The sequence below is a fragment of the Polaribacter sp. L3A8 genome, assembly GCF_009796785.1.
GTDB lineage: Bacteria > Bacteroidota > Bacteroidia > Flavobacteriales > Flavobacteriaceae > Polaribacter.
Map to the genome: position 1 here is coordinate 2,234,635 of NZ_CP047026.1, position 21,269 is coordinate 2,255,903.

The window sequence follows — 21,269 nt, forward strand, 5'->3', positions numbered from 1 at the left end:
TCTTTTTTGTGATTTTAAAAATGTTTATATTTTTATTAATAAGTCGTTTTCTTGTTTACTTTTTTTTGTAATTTTAAAAAATACGTTAATTTAAAAATTTAAGTTAGAAAACTTAATTTAAAAAATGAAAAAATCTATTATTAATAATCTGGATATCATTGATTTCGCTGAAAAAAGTGAGGTTTTTGATATTGATATTTTTGATATTAAAAAAATTGGAATTGTTGAAGTTTATGGTAATGAAAAACAACCAGCTTTATTTTTAAAGGAAGTAAATTCTTTTGATGAAAATACTTTAAAAGTTATTGCTAAAATACAACATGACTGTTGGAATTTTCAAAAAGTTTTATTTTTATATGTATACACAAAAACAGAAATTAGAATTTATAATTGTTCAAAAAAGCCTTTTGGATATGATAAGAATACTTTAAATGTCAATTTAGAAAAAGAACTTCAAAAACTTGAACTTTTTTCGTGTAAACAAACCGATAAAGAAAAATTAAAAACACTAAACACCCTTTTTTCAAGGATTGCAATTGACACTGGTTTTATATGGTCTGCTCTTGAAGCAAAAGAAATTAGAGATAAATTAAATCTTCAAAATAGAGTAGATAAGTTTCTTGTAAAAAGTTTGATTAATGTTGCTGAAAAATTAGAAAAAGAAGGTTTAAGAGACAAAGATATTATTCATAAATTGATAATGCGTTCTTTGTTTTTATTGTATCTAGAAGATAAAGCAGCTACTACAAAAGAATTTTATAAATCTTTTGATAAGAATGCAATTACTTATTTTGATATTCTTAAAAACCCTGAAGCAACATATAATTTATTTGAAAGATTAGCAAGTGATTTTAATGGTAGCTTATTTACAATTATTGATAAAGAAAAAGATATTGTAAACTCAAATCATTTAAAGTTAATAGAAGAATGTTTTAGAAATGGTTATATAGATAGTAATCAAACTGTTTTTTTTAAAGATTGGCGATTATTTGATTTTAAAATTATAAGAATTGAACTATTAAGTGAAATTTATGAAAATTTTTTATCTGAATTAGATCAAAAAGGCAAGAAAGATTCAGGAACTTTTTACACTCCACCGTCTTTGGTTGAACTAATTTTAAATGAAAAGTTACCTATAAAAAATAATGAAACAAAATATAATGTAAAAACACTTGACCCTAGTTGTGGTTCAGGAATTTTTTTGGTTCAAACTTTTAAAAGGTTAGTAAAACGTTATGAAAATCAACATAAAAAGAAACTTACTGATTTTAATATTTTAACTGAAATTTTAAAAAATAATATTTTTGGTATTGAAATAGACGAAAAATCAATTAAAGTTGCTGCTTTTAGTTTGTATCTAGCTTTATTAGATAATCTTGATCCGAAAACTGGTTGGTGGAATGGGAATATTATATTTCCATATTTAATAAATGACCCTGAAAATAAAAATGAAGTTACACAAGGAAAAAATCTTTTTATAAGAGATACCATTTCTAATTTTGAAATTGAAGAACTACAAAATTTTCAATTGATTGTAGGAAACCCACCATTTGGAAAACTAATTTCTCCAGAAAAAGATATAAATAATTTACAAAAAAGCATAAGAGCTTATTGTAATGAAGAAAATTTTGGAAAAGAAATGGTTTTACCATTTATGCACAAAGCAACAATTTTAGCACCAAAAGGAGAAATTGCTCTAATTTTTAATACCAAGGTTTTAACAAATACAGGAAGAACCTATCAAAACTTTAGAAAGTGGTTGTTCAGTGATAACTATGTAGAAAAAGTTTACAATTTTTCTATTTTAAGGAAAGTTCCCGAAAATTCTGGCGGACAATTATTCGGTTCAGCAGTTGGGCCTATCAGCATTATTTTTTATCAAAAAGAAGAACCAAAAAATCCAAAAGAAACAATTAGTTATTATGCACCTAAAACCTTTATAAAAAATTCAGTATTAGAAGGAGTAATCATAGATTCTTCTGATGAAAAACATTTACCAAGAGTTGAATGCGAAAAAAAAGATACCAAAATCTGGAAAATTGCAATGTGGGGAAGTTATTCTGATTTTGAATTGATTAAAAATATCGAATCGAAATATAAGACATTAGAAGAGTACATTGAAATAAATAAAAAAAATTGGATAAAAGGAAGCGGGTTACATTCCCCCTCAAAAAAGCAAATTGAACAAAAGAAGTTTTTTTCACCTAAAAAAACGATTAAGACTGGTTTAATTGATAAATATTATACATCTAAGAATGCACTAATTCCTAATTCAAAAATTTTTAGACCAACAAATGAATTATTATATAAAAGCCCATTTTTAGTTGTAAAAGAAGGTCAAAAAGAAAAAGAATACTGTTCAAGTATAATTGATTTTGATTGTTATCATATGTCATTTAGTATAGTTCATAAAGATATTAGTGTTTTAAAAGTCTTATCGTCATTTATAAATTCAACTTTTTCAAATTATTATCTCTCATTAAGTTCATCTTCTTGGGGAATAGAAAGAGAAAGAGTTCAATCTAATGAAATGCTTCAACTCCCTGCTATTATAGAGAATTTAGAAAATCAAAATGTTTTAAAATTATCATCAAAAGTTGATGAAATAATAGCTACGAAAAAGTCAAATAAATTAATTCAAAACACGTCTCAAGTACAAGAAGAAATTGACCAAATTATTTATAATGATGTTTTAAAATTATCTAAGGATGAACAAATAATAATTAATGATACATTAAATTATAGTTTAGATTTATTTGAAAAACAAGCAAAATCAGATGCTGTAAAACCTATTGTAAAAATTAATCATTTCACAAATAGATTAACCAAAGATATAAATGAATGGTTAGATGATGATAATTTAAAGATATCTGCAACTCACTATACAATTACAGTAAATTGTCCTTTATATTTAATTAAATTATCATTTGGAAACAAGCAAAAAGAAACAGTTTTATCTGATGAAAATATTTATGATGAGCTTAAAAAATTAAACCAAAAACTTTGGAGGGAAGAAAGTCAAAATTTATACTTTAGAAAAAAGGTAAATTATTATGATGGAGATAATGTTTATATTATAAAACCAAACCAAAGAAGATTTTGGAGCGAAACTTGTGCTATGGAAGATAGTCAAACACTATTAGCAGAAATTCTTAATATGGAAAAATAATGACAGGAACTTTATCTTCTTCTATATTTCTAAACGTTCAAAATAAATTTGAAAATAGATGTATTACCTTATTTACAGAAGCTTATTATACATCAATTAACAATCAATCTATTGCATTAGATTTTGATGAAAATGATATAACTGCTATTCTTCATGGTTATGTAAATGAAAATCCTAAAAGAATAAATTGGAGGATTTCAACCAATGTAGAAAATTTCAATTTTGATAAAAACATTATCCCTTATAAAGGATTTGCAGCTAAACTTTCGAGAATTGATATGAGACTTACAAATATTTCTTGGCTTAAAAATGAATATATTTATTATGTCGAAGCAAAAAACTTGAAATCGAAAGATTCAGGATTAAAAAGAAGATATATTGATACAGGTATAGATAATTTTTTAATTGGAGGGAAATATCATCAATGTAATGGTTTATTAGTTGGTTATATTTTAGAAGGAAAAACAATTGATTGTGTTGATGGAGTTAATAAACTTTTAAAAAAGGATAAAAGAGAAACAGAAGTCATTTTAAATATTAAAGATATTAGCTATCAATCTAATCATACCGTAAGAAATTTAAAACATTTATTTTTTGATTTTGTAAATTAATATGTACGAATAAAAGTGAAATCAAAATATTGATGATGGGTATGTAATTGAAGTATACAACAAAGACAAAAATCTTTTGTCTTCTATAAAAATATAATTTTGTTCTCCGTTTTTACTAGATTTTTTTTTTAAGTTTTTAAAATGCCAAAAAATAGAGCGTAGTACTATAATAAAGACAATGGTTATTTAGCAACCGATATTTTATCATCAAAAAAAAAGTAAAACATAGAATTTGTATCTATTGTAATTCAAAAAAAAAGCTGCTAACTTATGGAAATAGTATTACTTGTTTTTATCATCATCTATTTACTTATTACAAACAAAAGTATAAGTACTAAACTAAAAGGGCTACAAACTTCTGTTTTTCAATTAGATGATAAGCTTCGTTATTTACAACAGCAATTAACTTCTAAAGAAGCAACATTAAAGAAAAAAACAGTTTCTAAAAAAGAGGAAGGATATTTAGAAAAAGAAGAAATAATAGTTGTAGCAGATGAAAAGACGACCATTATTGTTCCTGAAACTCCAAAAATAGAAAAACCTATTTTTAGTAGTGATGCCAAAAAAGAACCAATTTTAGCGGATATAAAAACAATTAAAAAAGAAGTTAAAAAGCAAGAAAAAGCGATTCCTAAAAAGTCTTGGTTAGCATCTTTTAAAGAGAAAAACCCAGATTTAGAGAAGTTTATTGGTGAGAATTTAATTAATAAAATAGGAGTTTTAATTCTTGTTTTAGGTATTAGTTTCTTTGTAAAATTTGCAATTGATAAAGATTGGATTAATGAACCTGCTAGAGTAGGAATTGGTGTTTTATGTGGATCTTTAATTATGATGATTGCACATAAACTAAAGAAAAATTATGCTTCTTTTAGTTCTGTTTTAGTAGCCGGAGCAATTAGTGTTTTTTACCTTACTATTTATATTGCTTTTCATGAATACCAATTATTTAGTCAGTCAGTTGCCTTTTCTATTATGGCAATAATAACGGCTTTTAGTGCATTGGTTTCTGTTTCTTATAACAGGCAAGAATTAGCCGTTTTATCTTTAATTGGTGGTTTTGCAGCACCATTTATGTTAAGTACGGGCGAAGGAAATTATGTAGTATTGTTTAGTTACATCGCTATTTTAAATTTAGGAATTCTTGCAATATCTTATTTTAAAAAGTGGAAAATAGCAACCATATTAGATTTTGTTTTTACGTACATTTTATTTGGCGGTTGGTGTTTCTTAAACATCTACAAAGGCAGTTTCGAACACTTAGGTGCATTAACTTTTGCAACCATATTTTACTTTATATTTAGCATTATCATTGTTTTAAATAACTTAAAAAACAAAGGTGTCTTCTCTAAAATTGAATATTTTATTTTAATAGCAAACACCTTTATTTTCTTCGGAATTGGAATGCTAATTCTAAAAGATTTAGAGTCTAACTTTACAGGGTTATTCACCTTATTATTGGCTGTTTATAATGTAGCGTATGCAACAATTCTATACAAGAAATTCGGGTTAGATAAAAATGCCATTTATATTTTAATTGGATTGGCATTAACGTTTGTTACGCTTACCATTCCTATTCAATTTAACGGAAACCAAATTACTCTTTTCTGGGCAGCAGAAGTAGTATTACTATTTTGGTTGTCTCAAAAATCTAAAATTGAATCTTTTAAACTAGGTGCAATTATAGTACAAGTTCTATCTATTATTAGCTTGCTTTTAGATTGGGATTTATATGGAAATTCTGAAGAATTATCTGTGATTATTAATCCGGTATTTATAGCTGGTTTTGTAGTTAGTGCTTCTTTATTTTTAACGTATTGGTTGTTAAAGAAAGAAGGAAATATTGTAACTAAATACTTTACCTTAAAAATTAACATTTACAAAACAATTGTATTCATTGCATTTGTACTTGTAACCTATTTTACGGGTGTTTTAGAAACAAACTATCAAGCACATCAGTTTTTAGAAAACACGTCTTCTGCAATATCGTTTCCGGTAACGTATCATTTTGTATTTGTAGCTCTTTTATTATTTTTTACATCAAAATTAAAAAAGAACAACCTAGAAAAAGCAGTTTTATTATTAAGTTGTATTTCTATCTTCTTTTACATTTTAAAGTTTTACAAGTTACCAATAGATGAACTTGCAGAAAACAATGCGTTTTCTTTACATAGTAATTACGCTTTCTATTTACATTATATAATTTTAGCGACTCTAATATATTTTGGCGTTCAATTATTTAAAAAGACCAGTACAATCTTTAACATAAAACCAAAACATGGTAAATGGTTGCCTTGGGTTTTTGTTTTTGCAATTGTATACACCTTAAGTAATGAAGTGATGGTACATGGAATTCATTTTTCTAGTCCTATAGAAACAGTTACCGATATAGAAGCACAAGGAAATGAATATGTAAAACATTCTATTATAGAGAAAAGAATAGACGCAAAACAAGATCAGATAATTAAAATTGGGTATCCTATTTTATGGGGAGTTTTCTCTTTTATATTCTTAATTATCGGAATTAAAAAACAGTGGAAAAACTTACGAATTATAGCACTTTCTTTATTGGGAATAACCATTATAAAGCTATTTGCGTACGATATTAAAAATGTTTCTGAAACAGGTAAAATAATTGCCTTTATATTATTAGGTGTTTTAATATTGATTATTTCGTTTGTGTATCAAAAAATAAAAAAATTAGTAAATGATGAATCTCCAGAAGATGAAAAAATATAGCTTTTTAATCGTTTTATTTATTGGCTTCACTTCTTTCAGTCAGAATTACAAAGGTGCTTTAAATGGTGTTAAAGAAGATGGTTTGCATAAAATAATGCTAACACCAGAAGTAAGATCTGCAAGTAAAAATAATTTTAATTTTATCAGAATAAAAGATAATGAGAATAAGGAAGTACCTTATGTTTTAAAATATCATTCAGATCAATTATTCTCTACATTTTTACCTATCAAAATTGTATCAAACAAAAGAATTAAAGATTCTGTTACTACGGTTTTAATAGAAAATAAAACGAAAGAGAAATTAACGAACCTTACTTTAAAAATTGCGAATACAGATATTTCTAAAAAATATAACCTCTTTGGAAGTAATGATGCAAAAACATGGTTTGGAGTTACCTCTAACAATACGCTATACCTTAACAATGGTGCCAACAAATCATCTTTAGAAAAAAGAATAAATTTTCCTACAACAACTTATCAATTTATAAAAATTGAGTTTAACGATAAAAATTCTTTACCTATAAATGTGTTGGAGGTTGGTAAATATATCAACAACTATTTTTCTGAAGCGCCAATTGCTATCACAGGTTATAATCAAAAAACGACTCAGTTAAAAGAAAGAAAAGTAACTCAGATTAAATTTTCATCTAAGAACTCTCATCTAATTAATAGTATTTCTTTTGATATTGAAACTGCTTTTTTTCTGCGTACTGCAAGGCTTATTATACAAAAGGAACGTAAAATAAAAAAAAGAGTTGAAACTTATGAGCAAGTAGTTGCTAGCTTTGAGTTGAATTCTAAAAATGAAAATACTTTAAGCTTACATAATTTTAATGAAAAAGAATTTATAATAGAAATAGACAATAAAGACAATCCTAGTTTGTCTATTTCTAAGGTAACACTATTACAGAAGCCTGTTTACATCATATCAAACTTAAAAAAAGCGCAACAATATCAATTTATAATAGATAGTACTCTTTCTAAACCTTCTTATGATTTAGGTAATTTTATATCAGAAAAAACACCTCTTAAAGAACAAGAAATCTCCGTTAATAATTTTACAAAGATTAAAACCAAAGCCGTAATTATAAAAGACAAACCTTTTTGGGAAACGGCTGTTTTTATGTGGGTTTGTATTATTTTTGTAGGCGTATTAATAACCTATTTTGCAATAGACTTATTAAAGGATATAAAACATCAAGAAAAAAAATAATATTATATCATAATTTCTTATCAACAAAACAAGTGCCAACAACAAAAACGATATACAGAAAAATATTAATTTGGAGATATAAATACATCTCTGAAAAGCAATTTATATACATACTTAGCATCCTTGTTGGTTTTTTAGCAGGTTTTGGAGCTGTTATTTTAAAAAATTTAACACATTTTTTTCAGCATCTTTTAGAAGGAAATTTAGTGAGAGATTATCACCATGCTTTTTACTTTCTTTTTCCTATTATTGGTTTAACAATTGTATACTTTATTATAAAATATGTTATTAGAAACAAAGTAAGTCACGGTATACCATCAACGCTTTATGCCATTTCTAAACGAAAAGGAATTATGAAACGTTATCAAATGTTTGGTTCTATTTTAACAGCTCCAATTACGGTTGGTTTTGGTGGATCTGTTGGGTTAGAAGGACCTACAGTTGCAACCGGTGCGGCAATTAGCTCTAATGTTGCCAGGTTATTTCATTTAAACCAAACTTCTAGAACCTTATTAATTGGTTGCGCTTCTGCCGGGGCACTTTCTGCTATTTTTAAAGCACCTATTGCTGCTATTATTTTTGCGATAGAGGTTTTTAGTTTAGATTTAACAATTGCATCTATGATGCCTTTACTTTTGGCTTCTTTGTCTGCAATTATTACTTCTCGATTCTTTTTTGGATCTGATGTTTTACTTCCGTTTAAAACAGAAGATATTTTTACCATAAACAACATTCCTTTTTACCTTATTTTAGCTACTGCAACGGGTTTAGGTTCTATCTATTTTACAGAGGTTTATGATAGAATTCAGAAGCTTTTTGATAAAATAGATTCTCCTATAAAACGCTTATTAGTTGGTGGTATTGGTTTAGGTGTTTTAATTTTTTTAATTCCGCCTTTATATGGTGAAGGCTTTGAAGTAATTAATAATTTAATTGCCGGTAACCCAGAAGAAGCTTTAAAAAACAACTTTATGAACTTAGATTTAACTAATGTTTGGGTTGTTATTATGTTATTAATTGGCTTAGTTTTATTTAAAGTTATAGCAAGTGCTTTAACATTTGGAGCAGGTGGTGTTGGTGGTATTTTTGCACCTACTTTATTTATGGGAAGTCTTTTAGGAAATTGTGTTGCTAAAATAATTAATACAACTGGCTTATCTAGTGTTTCTGAAAGCAATTTTACCTTAGTAGGAATGGCTGGTTTAATGGCAGGAGTTTTACATGCTCCATTAACAGCAATCTTTTTAATTGCAGAACTTACAGGCGGTTACGACCTTTTTATTCCGTTAATGTTAACGGCTACAATTTCTTATCTAATAGCTAAATTTGTACATCCGTATTCTGTTTACGCAATGCAGTTAGGTAGAAAAGGAGAGTTAATTACGCATAACAAAGACCATGCTGTATTAACTTTAATGGATATTGATAGAGTTATTGAAAATAATTTTGTGCCTGTATATTCTGATATGGATTTAGAAGGAATGATAAAACAAGCAGTTGTAAAATCTAATAGAAACATATTCCCCGTAATAAATAAAGAAAACAATAAACTAACGGGAATTATTTTATTAGATGATTTAAGACCAATAATGTTTGATAGCGCTTTGTATAAAACTGTTTTTGCAAGAGATATTATGCAACATCCACCAGAAATAATCATAATAGGTAAAGATAAAATGACCGACATTATGAAGAAGTTTAAAGAAAGTGGGGCTTGGAATTTACCTGTTGTTAAAGAAGGAAAATATATTGGTTTTATATCTAAATCTAAACTATTAACAGCCTACAGAAATAAACTGATTGAAGTTACTGGTTAAAAATAAGAAATGAGAACAAACAGTTTTACCACAAACATGAAGGCGAAATCTAACAAAGAGTTAGAAGCTATTTTTGATGAAAAAGAAAAGTATACAGAAGAAGCAATACAAGCGGTAATCTGGGAGTTAGAAAACAGAAATCTAATTGAAAAATCTGATATTTCTGTTGAAGAAACGTTAATAGAAAAAGATGTAATTGATGCGCCTAACTCTAAAGAGCCAGTAGTAAACAATGAAAGTCCTTTTGAAGGACTCGTGTTACCTCATTTGTATTCTAAAACAGCAATACTAGGTTTTACCATCTTCTTTTCTACCATATTTGGGGCAGTTTTATTGATGTACAATTTAAAAAAGATGAACAAGCCTAAAGTAAGAATTCAGGCACTTATTTTTGGAATTGTGTATACCATTTTTTCTGCAATTGCATTAAACTATCTTCCAAAGACATTTTTGATTACTTTTTTATTCAATATTATTGGATTTACAGTACTAACAGAATATTTTTGGAACAATAACTTAGGTAAAGATTTAACTTACCAAAAGAAACCAATTTGGCAGCCATTGGCTACCTCTATATTTATTGTACTTGGCCTTATTCTTTTACTACTTTTACCTCAGCTTTTAGCGGCTTAAAATAACACTTAAACAATTAGCTCCAAGGCTCATCATTAGGTTCTAATTGTTTTTGGCTTGTAATCATAGTTTTTGATTTCTGATCTACTTCTCCTATTTTTAAACAAGAAAATAGTAGAAAAGAAATTTCTAAATCTTTTTCTTCTAAAAGTTGAAGTTTAATAAGGTTCTTAAAACCTTTTTCTAAGAAATACTCATCTATCTCTACTATTTTATTACCGTTTTTAAATACAGATCTTTTCTTATTATGATGAATTTTTATTTCATATAACACCTCATCTATATCAATAGAATAGATTGTTTTCTTAGCATTCTCAGAAATTAATTCTGTTACAACATCATTATTATTCTTAATAGTAAATACCATTTTCCATTTCCAAAATTTGAATTTTTTAGAAATATAATAAATGATTTTTTCCTCCGAATTAAAAAGCTCAGAACCAAATTTACCAAACTCCATAAACCATTTAGAGCTGAATAATTTTTCTTCAGCATTAAAAAGATCTAAAGTATTATTAGAATGTCTTATGGAATAGATTTTTGTGCTCATAAAATATAGGTTAAAAAATAAAAATACTGCAACTAAATAGAAATTCAATTTATTTACGCCACTTTTTAATGTATTTCTTTATTTTTTAAGAATGTAGAAACTTTATCAGGAAAATCTGTAAAAGCGCCATCAATATTTGCATCAATTAAAAGGGTTTTCATCATTTCATCAAAACTAATAAATTCATCTAAAGCATCTGCCCTAAATGTATAAGGATGTACTTTTAAACCGAGTTTATGTGCATCAGCAACTAAGCTCGTAAACTGCCATTTACCAGCTACTTTTTTATCTAATATTTGTTTGTACCAAGGTCCTATTCCATCTGCATAAGTTGCAAAATGTGCTAACTGTTTTGCTTCTTCGGGGAATTCTATTAACTGAACTAAAAATAATGATGATTTTAATTCTTTCCGAATCCTTTCTAATTCTTTGGCATCAAAACATTGTAGAATACAATTGTCTGCTTTTGTAGTGTACCCATAATCAGAAAGTATTTTTAAAACAATTGCAGTTAAATTTTTTCCTTCTTTTTGATGAAAAGCAGGATCTTTAATTTCTGGATAAATTCCGATATTTTTACCTGTCGATTTATTTAAACCTTGTATAAATTCTATTTCTTCTTTAAAAGAATGAAGTTTAAAGTTTCCTTGCCCTTTCGGAAAACGGTTTACATACACTTGTTTGCCCGTTTCTGGATTAAAACGTTCAGACACTTTTAAGGTTTTTAACTCATTAAAAGTAAAATCGATTACATAATAACGATTGTCTTTTCTTTTTTTATCAGGAAACCTTGTAGCAACATCCGTTACGTCATCCAAATAAATATCATGAATTACAATAGGAACATCATCTTTACTTAACACCAAATCTTGCTCTATAAAATCTGGATTCATTGCATGCGCCATTGCCTTTGCTTCTATGGTATGTTCAGGTAAATATCCTGATGCACCTCTATGTGCAATCACAATTTTTGTATTCATAATAGTTTCTGTTTTAAGTGAATTGCAAGAAATGAATAGCAATCCAATCAAAAATAACAAAATTGATTTCATTTGGATGAAATTAGAAATTAAAGATATAACTTTTGTAATTTCGCAACATGAAATTAACGTTAAAAATAATGTTTGTCATCTTTCTAATTTGGATGGCAATTGGTTTGTATTTAGTAAACACAGATCACGAAAAAGCACAAGTAGTAATGGGCTTAGGTGTGTTATACTTTTCTTTTCTGTTTATGCCTTTCTTTATTTATTACAGATACAGAGATGGTAAATACAAAAAATACATTTTAAATGATGAAAAGCTAAAAAACGCTTTTAAAGATTTTGGTAAAGAATAATTATTCTTTTTTGGTAAAAAATTTTATTCCAACTACATAAACTAAACTTGGTATTCCAATCCATTTTAATTCGCTTATTAGTACGTTTATTCCTCTTTGAGAGAAAAACTTTGAGATTCCGATAGGCGATACTTTTATAACCTTCCAAGGAAAAAAGTAACGTGTATTATCAAAAGGACTAAATAACGCAACTCCTTTTCCTCCTGTAGTTAATGCATCTAAAAGACTGTGAGAAACGGTACATAAAAAGAAACAAAGAATCAATAAAATAACCTTTTTGTAATCCGCCTTAAAAAGCGGGTAATAAAAAATTAGTGAAAAGAAAAAACCTACTAAAAGTGCAAAAACGATGGAGTGAGAAAATCCTCGGTGCCCCCAAAAAGAACTGTAAGAAATACCAAAGTTAAAGCCTATAAGATCTAAATCTGGTACAACTGCACACCCTATACAAATTAACCAAAATTTTATTGATTTAAAAGGTTTAGAAAACGAAGAACCGATTGCTATAGCAGCAACAGCATGCCCAAATACTGAAGCCATTATTTATTCTTTTTAAAAAATACATATACCGGAAAATGGTCTGAAAAACCACCTTGATACCATGGACCAATATAGGTTCTAAACGGACTTCCTTTTAATTTCCCTTTAAATATCTTTAACCATTTTTTGTTAAAAACAGCAGCATGCTCAAAGTATAATTTTCCTTCTTTTTTCTCTAAGAAATTTTTAGAAATAATAATTTGATCAAATAAATTCCACTTTCCTTCATAAGTTAAAGAACCAACTGAATCCCTATCCAAAATTTTTTCCATAGGGTTGTAAAAATCTTCTGTCACTAAATATTCTTTCACACTTTTACTGGTTGGGTCGTCATTAAAATCACCCATTATTAAAATTTTTGCATCAAAGTTTTTAGCCTGAATAACCTCTACAATAGTACTTGCTAATTTTGCTGCTTCCACACGTTTGTATTCAGACTCTTCCGTTCCTTCTCTTCTAGATGGCCAGTGATTTACCAAAATATGAACCAATTCGCCATTTAATTTTCCGTAAACGACTAAAACATCTCGTGTATAATCCCTTTTGCCTTCATCATCCTCTAAATATAACGGAAAATGCTCTGATCCTAACAATTCAAATAATTGCTTATTGTATAAAAGCGCAACATCAATTCCTCTATCATCCGGAGAATCATAGTGTACAAAGCCGTAATGATGATTTCTTAAATCTTTAGAATTCACCAAATCTCTTACTACTTTGGCATTTTCTACCTCTACCAAACCAACAATTGCTGGCGCATAGTAAGACTGCTCATTCCCTAATTGAGAAATTACAGATCCTAATTTTTTAATTTTATCTCGATACCTTTTGTTGTTCCAATGATTTTTTCCGTTTGTGGTAAAATCATCATCAAACGTTTTTGGGTCATCTACAGTATCAAATAAATTTTCTACGTTATAAAAACCTATCGTAAAAATATCTTTACTTTTTTTTGATGATGAAAAAAATGAACCCATTTATATATATTGTTTTTGATGAATGGTAAAAATAGGTAAATAAACCAATGCTATTCATAACTTAAATTATATGTTTTGTTAACATTAATCTATAATATCTTACCTTTTTCTAATATAAATTTGCAATGATTAAAATCTGAACGAATAATAAACCTTTAAAACCACTGCTATAAGAAGAAAAAGTATTGAATTTGAATTTGAATTAATTATTAAAATCCTTAATCTTTATTGAGGATTTTTTTGTGCTTTTACAAATCAAATCTTTGTATTTTTGCAGTATATGATAGACGAACGCGAAGTTATTTCTGAAAAAGCAGTTTTAATTGGTATTATTTCTCAGCAACAAAACGAAATTCAATCTACAGAGTATTTAGATGAATTAGAGTTTTTAACGTTGACTGCAGGTGGAGTTGCCGTAAAACGTTTTGTTCAAAAAATGGAAAAACCAAACCCTAAAACGTTTTTAGGTATTGGTAAGTTAGAAGAAGTTAGTAGTTATATAGAAGCCAATAATATTGGTACTGCTATTTTTGATGATGAATTATCTCCTGCTCAAATACGTAATATTGAGAAGGTTTTAGATTGTAAAATTTTAGATAGAACCAACCTTATACTAGATATTTTTGCACAAAGAGCACAAACTAGTTCTGCAAAAACACAAGTAGAATTGGCACAATGCCAATATTTACTACCACGTTTAACAAGACTTTGGACGCACCTTGACAAGCAAAAAGGTGGTATTGGAATGCGTGGACCTGGTGAAACTGAAATAGAAACAGATAGACGTATTATTCGTGATAAAATTTTTCTTTTAAAGAAAAAACTACAAACTATTGACAAACAAATGGGTGTGCAACGTAAAAACCGTGGTAAGATGGTTAGAGTTGCCTTAGTAGGTTATACCAATGTTGGTAAATCTACCTTGATGAATGTAATTAGTAAAAGTGATGTTTTTGCAGAAAATAAACTATTTGCAACCTTAGATACTACCGTTAGAAAAGTAGTTATTAAAAACATTCCTTTCTTATTAACAGATACTGTTGGTTTTATTAGAAAGCTACCTACACAATTGGTAGAATCTTTTAAATCTACTTTAGATGAAGTACGTGAAGCAGATTTATTATTACATGTTGTAGATATTTCTCATCCTAATTTTGAAGATCATATTGCCTCTGTAAACACTATTCTAGCGGATATTAAATGTGCAGACAAACCAACTTTAATGGTTTTTAATAAGATTGATGCCTATTCTCATGAAACCATTGATGAAGATGATATTGTAACAGAAAGAGAGAAAAAACATTACACCTTACAAGATTGGGAAAAAACTTGGATGAATGATTATGAAGTAGAATCTATCTTTATTTCAGCTTTAAACAAAGACAACTTAGAAGATTTTAAAGAAAGAGCCTACGAAGAAATAAAGAAAATTCATATTAAACGTTTTCCTTATAATGACTTTTTGTATTACGAATACAAGGAAGAAGAATAATATATTTTAACAAAATTTCAATATAACTGTAGTAAACTCCATATAAAATGGATGAGAAACCAGAAAAATTAAATGAATATTTAGACAATCATTATATACACAAAAGTAATTGGTTAAGAGCTGCTGTACTTGGTGCAAATGACGGAATATTGTCTACCGCAAGTTTGGCAATAGGAGTTGCAGCTGCTTCAGATTTAAGAGCGCCTATTATTTTAGCAACTTTAGCTGGTTTGGTTGCTGGAGCATTGTCTATGGCAGCCGGAGAATATGTTTCTGTAAGCTCACAAACAGATATTGAAACTGCCGATATTGAAAGAGAAAGGATAGAGTTAGAAGAAATGCCAGAATTAGAATTACAAATGTTGGCAAATATTTATGAAGAAAGAGGTCTTAAAAAAGAAACGGCTTTAATTGTAGCCAAAGAACTAACTGAAAAAGACGCCTTAGCAGCACATGTTAGAGATGAACTAGGTATTAACGAGGTAAGTAAAGCAAATCCTATTCAGGCAGCAATAGCCTCTGGAGCTGCATTTACCGTTGGCGGATTACTACCTTTTTTAGTAACCTTTTTTATACCTTTAAAAAGCATGGAATATGCTATTTATGGTTCTGCAATTATCTTTTTAATGATTTTAGGAGCATTGGCCGCTAAAGCAGGTGGTTCTAATATTACAAAAGCTGTTTTAAGAATTACTTTCTGGGGAACCATCGCTATGGGACTAACTGCTTTGGTTGGGTATTTATTTAATGTTAATATCGCATAAACTTCATAGATCTTGTTACAAGTACTCACTTGTAACAAGATCTATGAAGCTGTAAAACTTTCTTTTCTAGTTTTTATTAATATTGTTGTGTTTAGAAAGTTGAGCTTAAAGTGAATGACTATTTCCCGTAGGAAAATAGAAGTTTCAAGAAGTACAAATAAATTTTAATTAAGCACTAATTTAGCAATTTTCACGATACTGTGTTGGCAGTAGTTTTTTTATTTTTCCCAGCTAATACTAGTATGAACAAAATAATTCCGCTTAAAATAACATTCAGAATGTAATTATATATTGGATTGTTGTCTATCAAAGGAATGAATGAGAATATTTTAGATAAAAGTAAAGCAATGAGGTATGCAAATCCTTCAATAAAAATAAATCCAAGTAGTGTATTGAAAACATCTCTCCTTTGAGTCAATAATATGAAAGGTATGACAATTGCAAATATTCCGAATGAAAGTATTATCCACCAAGATGAAGTAATGAAATGTATTCTAGAATTTCTTTGCGTTTCTAATTTTACTGTTTCAACTGTTTTCGAGGGGTCTCCTTCAGAGGTTTCAAAATTCAGATTTGTCAAATAATCATAAGCTTTATCTTTAAGAGTTTTATGTTCAATTATGTCCGTTCGCAGTTTTATTAATTTATTTTTTTCCAAAACAGAAAAAGTCGAATCCTTTAATCCTTCGTTGATTTCATTTATCTGCGTAATCTTTTGAGAAGTATTGTAATAGTATGAAAAACTAAAAGTATTATCTAAGAATACTAATATTATAACTCCAAAAACTATAAATAATGCTTTGGAAGATAAGTTTCTTGTTTTGTCAGTTAAGAAATGTATGATTGATGAAAAATCCATTCAATTTAGGTATTCGTGAGCTTAATTACTGCCAACCTTGTACAATAAAACTATTCCTCTTTTTTATCGTCTATAATACCCATTCTTTTAGCACGGTTTTCCCAAGACTTTCTAGCATGAGCTTGTAAATCTGCAACAGAATCACTTTCGTCCATAATTTCTAAACCTAGCAACGTTTCTATAACATCTTCTTGAGAAACAATTCCGCTTACAGAACCATATTCATCTACAACCAACGCAATATGCTCTTTTTCTTTTATTAATTTATCAAATAAATTAGCAATCGATAACTCTCTATTTGTAACTATAATTTCTCTTTTTATAGAAGCCAAAGTATTTTTACCTTTTCCATTAATCATTGCTTCTAATAAATTATCTTTTAGAAAATACCCTGTAATTTCATCAATATTTTCTGCAAAAACAGGAATCCTAGAAAAACGCAAGTTTTTATGATCGTTATAAAAAGATTGTATGGTCTGACTTTCATCTGCAATTTCTAAAACAGATCTTGGTGTCATTACATCGTTTACCTTTATCTCTTTAAAACCTAATAAATTTCTAATAACCTTACTTTCATTTTCATGAAAAACCCCATCTTTTTCAGCCATATCGGTCATTACTAAAAAGCCCTCTCTACTTAAAACACTTCCGTGCCCTTTACCTCCTATTAATTTTGTTGTAAGTTGTAAAACCCATAAAAAACCTGTCCATTTTAATGGGAAAATCATAATTTTTAAAGCCTTAGAAGTAAAATTAGCCAACTGTTTCCAATACGTTGCTCCTATTGTTTTTGGTATAATCTCTGAAGCTACAAGAATTAAAATAGTCATTATGGTAGAAACCACACCTACCATAACATCTTCTGTTAATTTAATACCGAAAATAGTTTTTACAGATGTCCCATACATTTCTGCATAGGCTACTTTAGCTTGTACACCTACCAAAATTGCCCCAACTGTATGTGCAATAGTATTAATTGTTAAGATTGCAATTAAAGGTTTGTCTACATCCTTTTTTAGTATTTCTAATTCAGTAGCAAATGCATGCCCTTCATTTTTTTTAAGATTGATAAAAGTTGGTGTAATACTTAACAACACCGCTTCTAAGATTGAACATAAGAATGAAAAGAAAATAGAAATCGTAGCGAAAATAATTAATAATGTCATCAATAAATGTTTAGAATGTAAAAGTAAGGAAAATAAAAAACCTTAAGAATTTCTTCTTAAGGTTTAAATAAAATATATTTTATATGCTAATTAAAAAGCATAGCTCATACCAAATAACCAGTAAGTTTGTAACTTATTATCTACAGTATCAAAAGTTGCCGAAGGAATCGGATTTATATCTCTTGTTTGTAAATAGTTTAAAGCTTCTTGTTTATTATCACGTAAACCAACTTCTAAACCTACACCAATTCCTTTCCAGATTGTGTAACCAAAAGAGTTTGTCCAAGTCCAGTTAGATAAATCTGCATCTTCATAGCTTTGAAAGATAGATAAGTTAGATTTTACACTTAATTTACCGTATTTTTTAGTGTAATCTGCAACAATTTTTGCCCCTAAAGAAGATTCAAAAACACTTTCTCCATTACTAAAAACAAAATTGTAGTTTCCTGGGTGCATTACAACAACTAAGTTGTCTGTAGGCGTCCAAGTAGCACCAACACCAAAGTCTAAATAACCTGGGTTATTAAAGTTTTCTATAATAGTAGTTCTGTATTCTGCTAAACCAGAAAGTGCCCACTTTTTGTTTAATCTTTTACCATATAAAGAGCTAATAGTAAATACATCTGTAGCAGCTTCAAAAGATCCATTATCACTTGGGTCATCTTTATCATCTAACTTTACCCAGCCTAAATTAATAGATCCAGAGTTTCTCCAGAAAAAATCTTCTTCAATTAAATTAGCAAAACCATTTACAGTAATACCAATGTTACCTGCAGATGAGTTTGCAGCAGATTTAGAATACCAGTTATTAAAACCAGAAAGACTACCACCAACGGTACCAAAAGCACCTTTTCTCCATCCTGGAAGTGCATCAATTTTTGCTTGTAAAGCTTTTACTTCTCCTTGTAATTTAGCAATTTGTGCTTTTTTAGGAGCTTGTTCTTTTTTTAACTCTTCTGCTGTTTGTCCATTCACAGAAAAACTAATGAATACCAATAATAGTAAGATTGATAATTTTTTCATTTTTATTTTTTTTAATATTTAATTTTTAAACGTGCAAAAATACACTTTTATTACTTAGACAAAAAAAAATTAATAAGTCACTTTTTCATGAAAACTATAGTTTAACCCTAAACCAAACAATTGCCTAAACTGCACTCTACTAGAGGCATTATCATCCATAACACCATGAAAAGTCATGTGCATTTTCATATGCTTATTCACTTTAAAACGAATATTAGTTTGATTTTCTACATCCATATTTTCCGGTTGATCTAGATAATCTGAATAGACTGTTAAAACATTTTCTACTTCAACGTTTTCCATTACCGTAAATTTAAAATAACTTGATAAGTTAAAACCTAAACTGAATGCAGTGTTATCTCCCTCATCTACCCCAAATTGCCCTGAAAAGAAATCGCTAACCATTGTTAACCTAGCTGTAGCGGGCGCTATATTTATATTTGAATTATCCGATTTTTTCCACAGCATACCTGGTCCTAGACTTAAATATGCAGGTGATAAAAAATCTGAAACGGGCAATGGTGGTGTTTTTTTGTAATTATAACCTCTTGTATACTGTGTTTTAAAGTTTACAAATTGAGAAAGAAACCAATTTTTACCAGATTTAATACCCAACAAAGAGTTTAATTCAAATCTATCATTTGTTTTTCGATATCCCTTACCATTTAAATGACTTAAACCGTAGCCAGTTAATATCCTTGTATCCCAGTTAATATTCTTCTTTTTGTAATTAAAATCGTAATGAACATTTATATCTCCTGCAACGGTGTTTTCTCCACCAGAAACCCAGTTTGTAAATGAAGACTGATTAAAAACAAACGTAAACCTTCCTAGAATTTTCCATTTAGGGATAGGTAATGTATCCTTTTTCTTTTTTTGTGCATAAAAAGAAGTGGAAATAATAAGTAGTAAAAGAAGTAATAGTCTTCTCATGATAAAAAAATAAATGGTTAAGTAATCGTATCTTCAATAATTTAAAATTATTTTTTAGTTTTATATAAAGGAACTGTAGAACAAGCTTCTCCAAACATAATAGATCTTGCTACTGGCTGTAATTTTTCTATTAAAAAAACATAAGCAGATTCTGGTATAGGTTTATTTGCACATCCTTTTATGATAACGGGTGCATCTACAAATTCTTTAAAATCTAAAAAACCTATTAGTTCTTGATAAAGAACGGTTTCTAATAGTTCTAAATTACCAATAACCACTTTGTTTGCAAACGGAATTAATTCTGACGCAACCAACATAAAAGCCCAAGAAGGAATTATAGCGTCTGCCGAACAAGAAATAGCTACAAAAGAATTTTTGTACTGAGACCAGTCATGGTTTTTTACAGATTCTCTAAAATCTGTCTCTTTTAAGATTAACTCTTTAAACAACCAATCTTTTACATCAAAAACAACTCTTTTTCCTTCTGGATAGATTTCCTCTAAATCAAAAGTTTTTAGTTTACTATTTGTAACTCTATTTATAATTTCTTCTTCCATTTTTCAAAGTTTCAAAGTTTCAAAGTTTTAAAGTTTTAAAGTTTTAAAGTTTGCACTTTTAACTAATCATTCAAAACTTAACATTAATAACTACTTACAACATACCAAGTTCTAGTTTTGCTTCTTCACTCATCATATCTTGTGTCCAAGTAGGATCAAAAGTAATTTCTACCTCACAATTTTCAATTTCTTTTAAGGATTTTACTTTTTCCTCTACATCCGCAGGTAAACTTTCTGCAACAGGGCAATTTGGAGACGTTAATGTCATTAATATTTTTGCATTACTATCTTCTGATACAAAAACATCATAAATTAAACCTAATTCGTAAATATCTACAGGAATCTCTGGATCGTAAATTGTTTTTAAAACATTTACAATTTTATCTCCTATTACTTCTAACTCTTTATCTGTCATCCTTAAAATCTTAATTTGCTAATTTAATTTCGTTTGTTGTGCTATGGCATACATTTTTATATACTTAATCATAGAAACTAAACCATTTGCTCTGGTAGGTGATAAATGCTCTTTTAAACCGATTTCATCAATAAAATCTGTGGTAGCACCTAAAATATCTATTGGTTTTTGATTCGAATAAACCCTCAATAATAATGCCACAATTCCTTTGGTTAAAATAGCATCACTATCTCCAGTAAACTTAATAGTATCGTTCTCTAACTCTGAATATAACCATACTTTAGACTGGCATCCTTTTATTAAATTTTCATCTAATTTATGCGCGTCATCAATAATTGGTAAAGATTTCCCTAACTCTATAATGTACTCATAGCGTTCCATCCAATCATCAAACATAGAAAACTCATCAATAATTTCTTCTTGTATTTCTTTGATAGTCATTTTTAAAACTTATTTTTGCACTTTTAAAAAAGCA

20 protein-coding genes are annotated in these 21,269 nt (G+C 28.3%); 9 read left to right on the forward strand and 11 right to left on the reverse strand.

Translation table 11 applies throughout. The annotated features are described in order from the left end of the window. The first annotated feature begins 124 nt into the window (after positions 1-124). The 6 genes from GQR92_RS09250 to GQR92_RS09275 all read left to right on the forward strand — a co-directional run bounded on the left by GQR92_RS09250 (position 125) and on the right by GQR92_RS09275 (position 10,179). Complete coding sequence (locus tag GQR92_RS09250; protein ID WP_158838958.1) at positions 125-3,169, forward strand: HsdM family class I SAM-dependent methyltransferase; 3,045 nt, start codon at positions 125-127, stop codon at positions 3,167-3,169. Beyond that, positions 3,169-3,780: a hypothetical protein gene (locus tag GQR92_RS09255; RefSeq protein WP_158838960.1), complete on the forward strand. Its 612-nt coding sequence runs from the start codon at positions 3,169-3,171 to the stop codon at positions 3,778-3,780. The genes GQR92_RS09250 and GQR92_RS09255 overlap by 1 nt, the downstream gene beginning before the upstream one ends. A gap of 270 nt (positions 3,781-4,050) precedes the next feature. Next, on the forward strand, positions 4,051-6,516 hold the full coding sequence (locus tag GQR92_RS09260; RefSeq protein WP_158838961.1) for a DUF2339 domain-containing protein: 2,466 nt from the start codon (positions 4,051-4,053) through the stop codon (positions 6,514-6,516). Then, a complete protein-coding gene (locus tag GQR92_RS09265) occupies positions 6,485-7,729 on the forward strand; it encodes a hypothetical protein (protein ID WP_158838962.1) in 1,245 nt (414 codons plus the stop codon). Before GQR92_RS09260 ends, GQR92_RS09265 begins: the two co-directional genes overlap by 32 nt. Before the next feature lie 32 nt (positions 7,730-7,761). Next, a complete protein-coding gene (locus GQR92_RS09270) occupies positions 7,762-9,546 on the forward strand; it encodes a chloride channel protein (protein ID WP_199269121.1) in 1,785 nt (594 codons plus the stop codon). 9 nt (positions 9,547-9,555) lie between these two features. Continuing rightward, a complete protein-coding gene (locus GQR92_RS09275; protein ID WP_158838964.1) occupies positions 9,556-10,179 on the forward strand; it encodes a hypothetical protein in 624 nt (207 codons plus the stop codon). A gap of 16 nt (positions 10,180-10,195) precedes the next feature. Here the strand turns inward: GQR92_RS09275 and GQR92_RS09280 are convergent, their stop codons facing one another. Both GQR92_RS09280 and glpQ read right to left on the reverse strand, forming a co-directional pair. Further along, complete coding sequence (locus GQR92_RS09280) at positions 10,196-10,729, reverse strand: hypothetical protein (RefSeq protein ID WP_158838965.1); 534 nt, start codon at positions 10,727-10,729, stop codon at positions 10,196-10,198. 65 nt (positions 10,730-10,794) lie between these two features. Beyond that, positions 10,795-11,781, reverse strand: a complete 987-nt coding sequence (gene glpQ, locus GQR92_RS09285) for a glycerophosphodiester phosphodiesterase (protein WP_158838966.1) — start codon at positions 11,779-11,781, stop codon at positions 10,795-10,797. A gap of 47 nt (positions 11,782-11,828) precedes the next feature. Between glpQ and GQR92_RS09290 the strand changes: the two genes are divergently transcribed. Then, the gene (locus GQR92_RS09290) at positions 11,829-12,068 is read left to right on the forward strand and encodes a hypothetical protein (protein ID WP_158838968.1); all 240 of its coding nucleotides are present in this window, start codon (positions 11,829-11,831) and stop codon (positions 12,066-12,068) included. Here the strand turns inward: GQR92_RS09290 and GQR92_RS09295 are convergent, their stop codons facing one another. After that, entirely contained in the window at positions 12,069-12,608 is a 540-nt protein-coding gene (locus tag GQR92_RS09295; protein WP_158838970.1) for a metal-dependent hydrolase, read from the reverse strand. Beyond that, positions 12,608-13,585, reverse strand: coding sequence for an endonuclease/exonuclease/phosphatase family protein (locus tag GQR92_RS09300; RefSeq protein ID WP_158838985.1), 978 nt, complete (start codon positions 13,583-13,585; stop codon positions 12,608-12,610). The genes GQR92_RS09295 and GQR92_RS09300 overlap by 1 nt, the downstream gene beginning before the upstream one ends. A gap of 280 nt (positions 13,586-13,865) precedes the next feature. Here GQR92_RS09300 and hflX point away from each other — a divergent pair, with 280 nt between their 5' ends. After that, a complete protein-coding gene (gene hflX / locus GQR92_RS09305; RefSeq protein WP_158838987.1) occupies positions 13,866-15,077 on the forward strand; it encodes a GTPase HflX in 1,212 nt (403 codons plus the stop codon). A gap of 47 nt (positions 15,078-15,124) precedes the next feature. Next, positions 15,125-15,841, forward strand: coding sequence for a VIT1/CCC1 transporter family protein (locus GQR92_RS09310; RefSeq protein ID WP_158838989.1), 717 nt, complete (start codon positions 15,125-15,127; stop codon positions 15,839-15,841). 190 nt (positions 15,842-16,031) lie between these two features. Here the strand turns inward: GQR92_RS09310 and GQR92_RS09315 are convergent, their stop codons facing one another. The 7 genes from GQR92_RS09315 to GQR92_RS09345 all read right to left on the reverse strand — a co-directional run bounded on the left by GQR92_RS09315 (position 16,032) and on the right by GQR92_RS09345 (position 21,235). Beyond that, complete coding sequence (locus GQR92_RS09315) at positions 16,032-16,700, reverse strand: hypothetical protein (protein ID WP_158838990.1); 669 nt, start codon at positions 16,698-16,700, stop codon at positions 16,032-16,034. A 50-nt stretch (positions 16,701-16,750) separates the two neighbouring features. After that, complete coding sequence (locus GQR92_RS09320) at positions 16,751-17,866, reverse strand: CNNM domain-containing protein (protein ID WP_158838992.1); 1,116 nt, start codon at positions 17,864-17,866, stop codon at positions 16,751-16,753. A gap of 90 nt (positions 17,867-17,956) precedes the next feature. After that, on the reverse strand, positions 17,957-18,889 hold the full coding sequence (locus tag GQR92_RS09325) for a DUF3078 domain-containing protein (RefSeq protein ID WP_158838994.1): 933 nt from the start codon (positions 18,887-18,889) through the stop codon (positions 17,957-17,959). A gap of 69 nt (positions 18,890-18,958) precedes the next feature. Then, a complete protein-coding gene (locus tag GQR92_RS09330) occupies positions 18,959-19,822 on the reverse strand; it encodes a DUF3078 domain-containing protein (protein WP_158838995.1) in 864 nt (287 codons plus the stop codon). A gap of 47 nt (positions 19,823-19,869) precedes the next feature. After that, complete coding sequence (locus tag GQR92_RS09335) at positions 19,870-20,379, reverse strand: DUF2480 family protein (protein ID WP_158838997.1); 510 nt, start codon at positions 20,377-20,379, stop codon at positions 19,870-19,872. A 94-nt stretch (positions 20,380-20,473) separates the two neighbouring features. After that, a complete protein-coding gene (locus GQR92_RS09340) occupies positions 20,474-20,794 on the reverse strand; it encodes a DUF59 domain-containing protein (protein ID WP_158838999.1) in 321 nt (106 codons plus the stop codon). A gap of 18 nt (positions 20,795-20,812) precedes the next feature. Continuing rightward, a complete protein-coding gene (locus GQR92_RS09345; RefSeq protein WP_158839001.1) occupies positions 20,813-21,235 on the reverse strand; it encodes a SufE family protein in 423 nt (140 codons plus the stop codon). Between the last annotated feature and the right edge of the window lie 34 nt (positions 21,236-21,269).

What these genes read in the sequence shown, in the direction of transcription:
- GQR92_RS09345 (WP_158839001.1), bottom strand. Translation starts at nt 21,235, where the DNA reads ATGACTATCAAAGAAATACAAGAAGAAATTATTGATGAGTTTTCTATG.
- GQR92_RS09265 (WP_158838962.1), top strand. Translation starts at nt 6,485, where the DNA reads ATGATGAATCTCCAGAAGATGAAAAAATATAGCTTTTTAATCGTTTTA.
- hflX (WP_158838987.1), top strand. Translation starts at nt 13,866, where the DNA reads ATGATAGACGAACGCGAAGTTATTTCTGAAAAAGCAGTTTTAATTGGT.
- GQR92_RS09260 (WP_158838961.1), top strand. Translation starts at nt 4,051, where the DNA reads ATGGAAATAGTATTACTTGTTTTTATCATCATCTATTTACTTATTACA.
- GQR92_RS09280 (WP_158838965.1), bottom strand. Translation starts at nt 10,729, where the DNA reads ATGAGCACAAAAATCTATTCCATAAGACATTCTAATAATACTTTAGAT.
- GQR92_RS09340 (WP_158838999.1), bottom strand. Translation starts at nt 20,794, where the DNA reads ATGACAGATAAAGAGTTAGAAGTAATAGGAGATAAAATTGTAAATGTT.
- GQR92_RS09275 (WP_158838964.1), top strand. Translation starts at nt 9,556, where the DNA reads ATGAGAACAAACAGTTTTACCACAAACATGAAGGCGAAATCTAACAAA.
- GQR92_RS09300 (WP_158838985.1), bottom strand. Translation starts at nt 13,585, where the DNA reads ATGGGTTCATTTTTTTCATCATCAAAAAAAAGTAAAGATATTTTTACG.
- glpQ (WP_158838966.1), bottom strand. Translation starts at nt 11,781, where the DNA reads ATGAAATCAATTTTGTTATTTTTGATTGGATTGCTATTCATTTCTTGC.
- GQR92_RS09310 (WP_158838989.1), top strand. Translation starts at nt 15,125, where the DNA reads ATGGATGAGAAACCAGAAAAATTAAATGAATATTTAGACAATCATTAT.
- GQR92_RS09335 (WP_158838997.1), bottom strand. Translation starts at nt 20,379, where the DNA reads ATGGAAGAAGAAATTATAAATAGAGTTACAAATAGTAAACTAAAAACT.
- GQR92_RS09320 (WP_158838992.1), bottom strand. Translation starts at nt 17,866, where the DNA reads ATGACATTATTAATTATTTTCGCTACGATTTCTATTTTCTTTTCATTC.
- GQR92_RS09315 (WP_158838990.1), bottom strand. Translation starts at nt 16,700, where the DNA reads ATGGATTTTTCATCAATCATACATTTCTTAACTGACAAAACAAGAAAC.
- GQR92_RS09290 (WP_158838968.1), top strand. Translation starts at nt 11,829, where the DNA reads ATGAAATTAACGTTAAAAATAATGTTTGTCATCTTTCTAATTTGGATG.
- GQR92_RS09250 (WP_158838958.1), top strand. Translation starts at nt 125, where the DNA reads ATGAAAAAATCTATTATTAATAATCTGGATATCATTGATTTCGCTGAA.
- GQR92_RS09295 (WP_158838970.1), bottom strand. Translation starts at nt 12,608, where the DNA reads ATGGCTTCAGTATTTGGGCATGCTGTTGCTGCTATAGCAATCGGTTCT.
- GQR92_RS09330 (WP_158838995.1), bottom strand. Translation starts at nt 19,822, where the DNA reads ATGAGAAGACTATTACTTCTTTTACTACTTATTATTTCCACTTCTTTT.
- GQR92_RS09325 (WP_158838994.1), bottom strand. Translation starts at nt 18,889, where the DNA reads ATGAAAAAATTATCAATCTTACTATTATTGGTATTCATTAGTTTTTCT.
- GQR92_RS09255 (WP_158838960.1), top strand. Translation starts at nt 3,169, where the DNA reads ATGACAGGAACTTTATCTTCTTCTATATTTCTAAACGTTCAAAATAAA.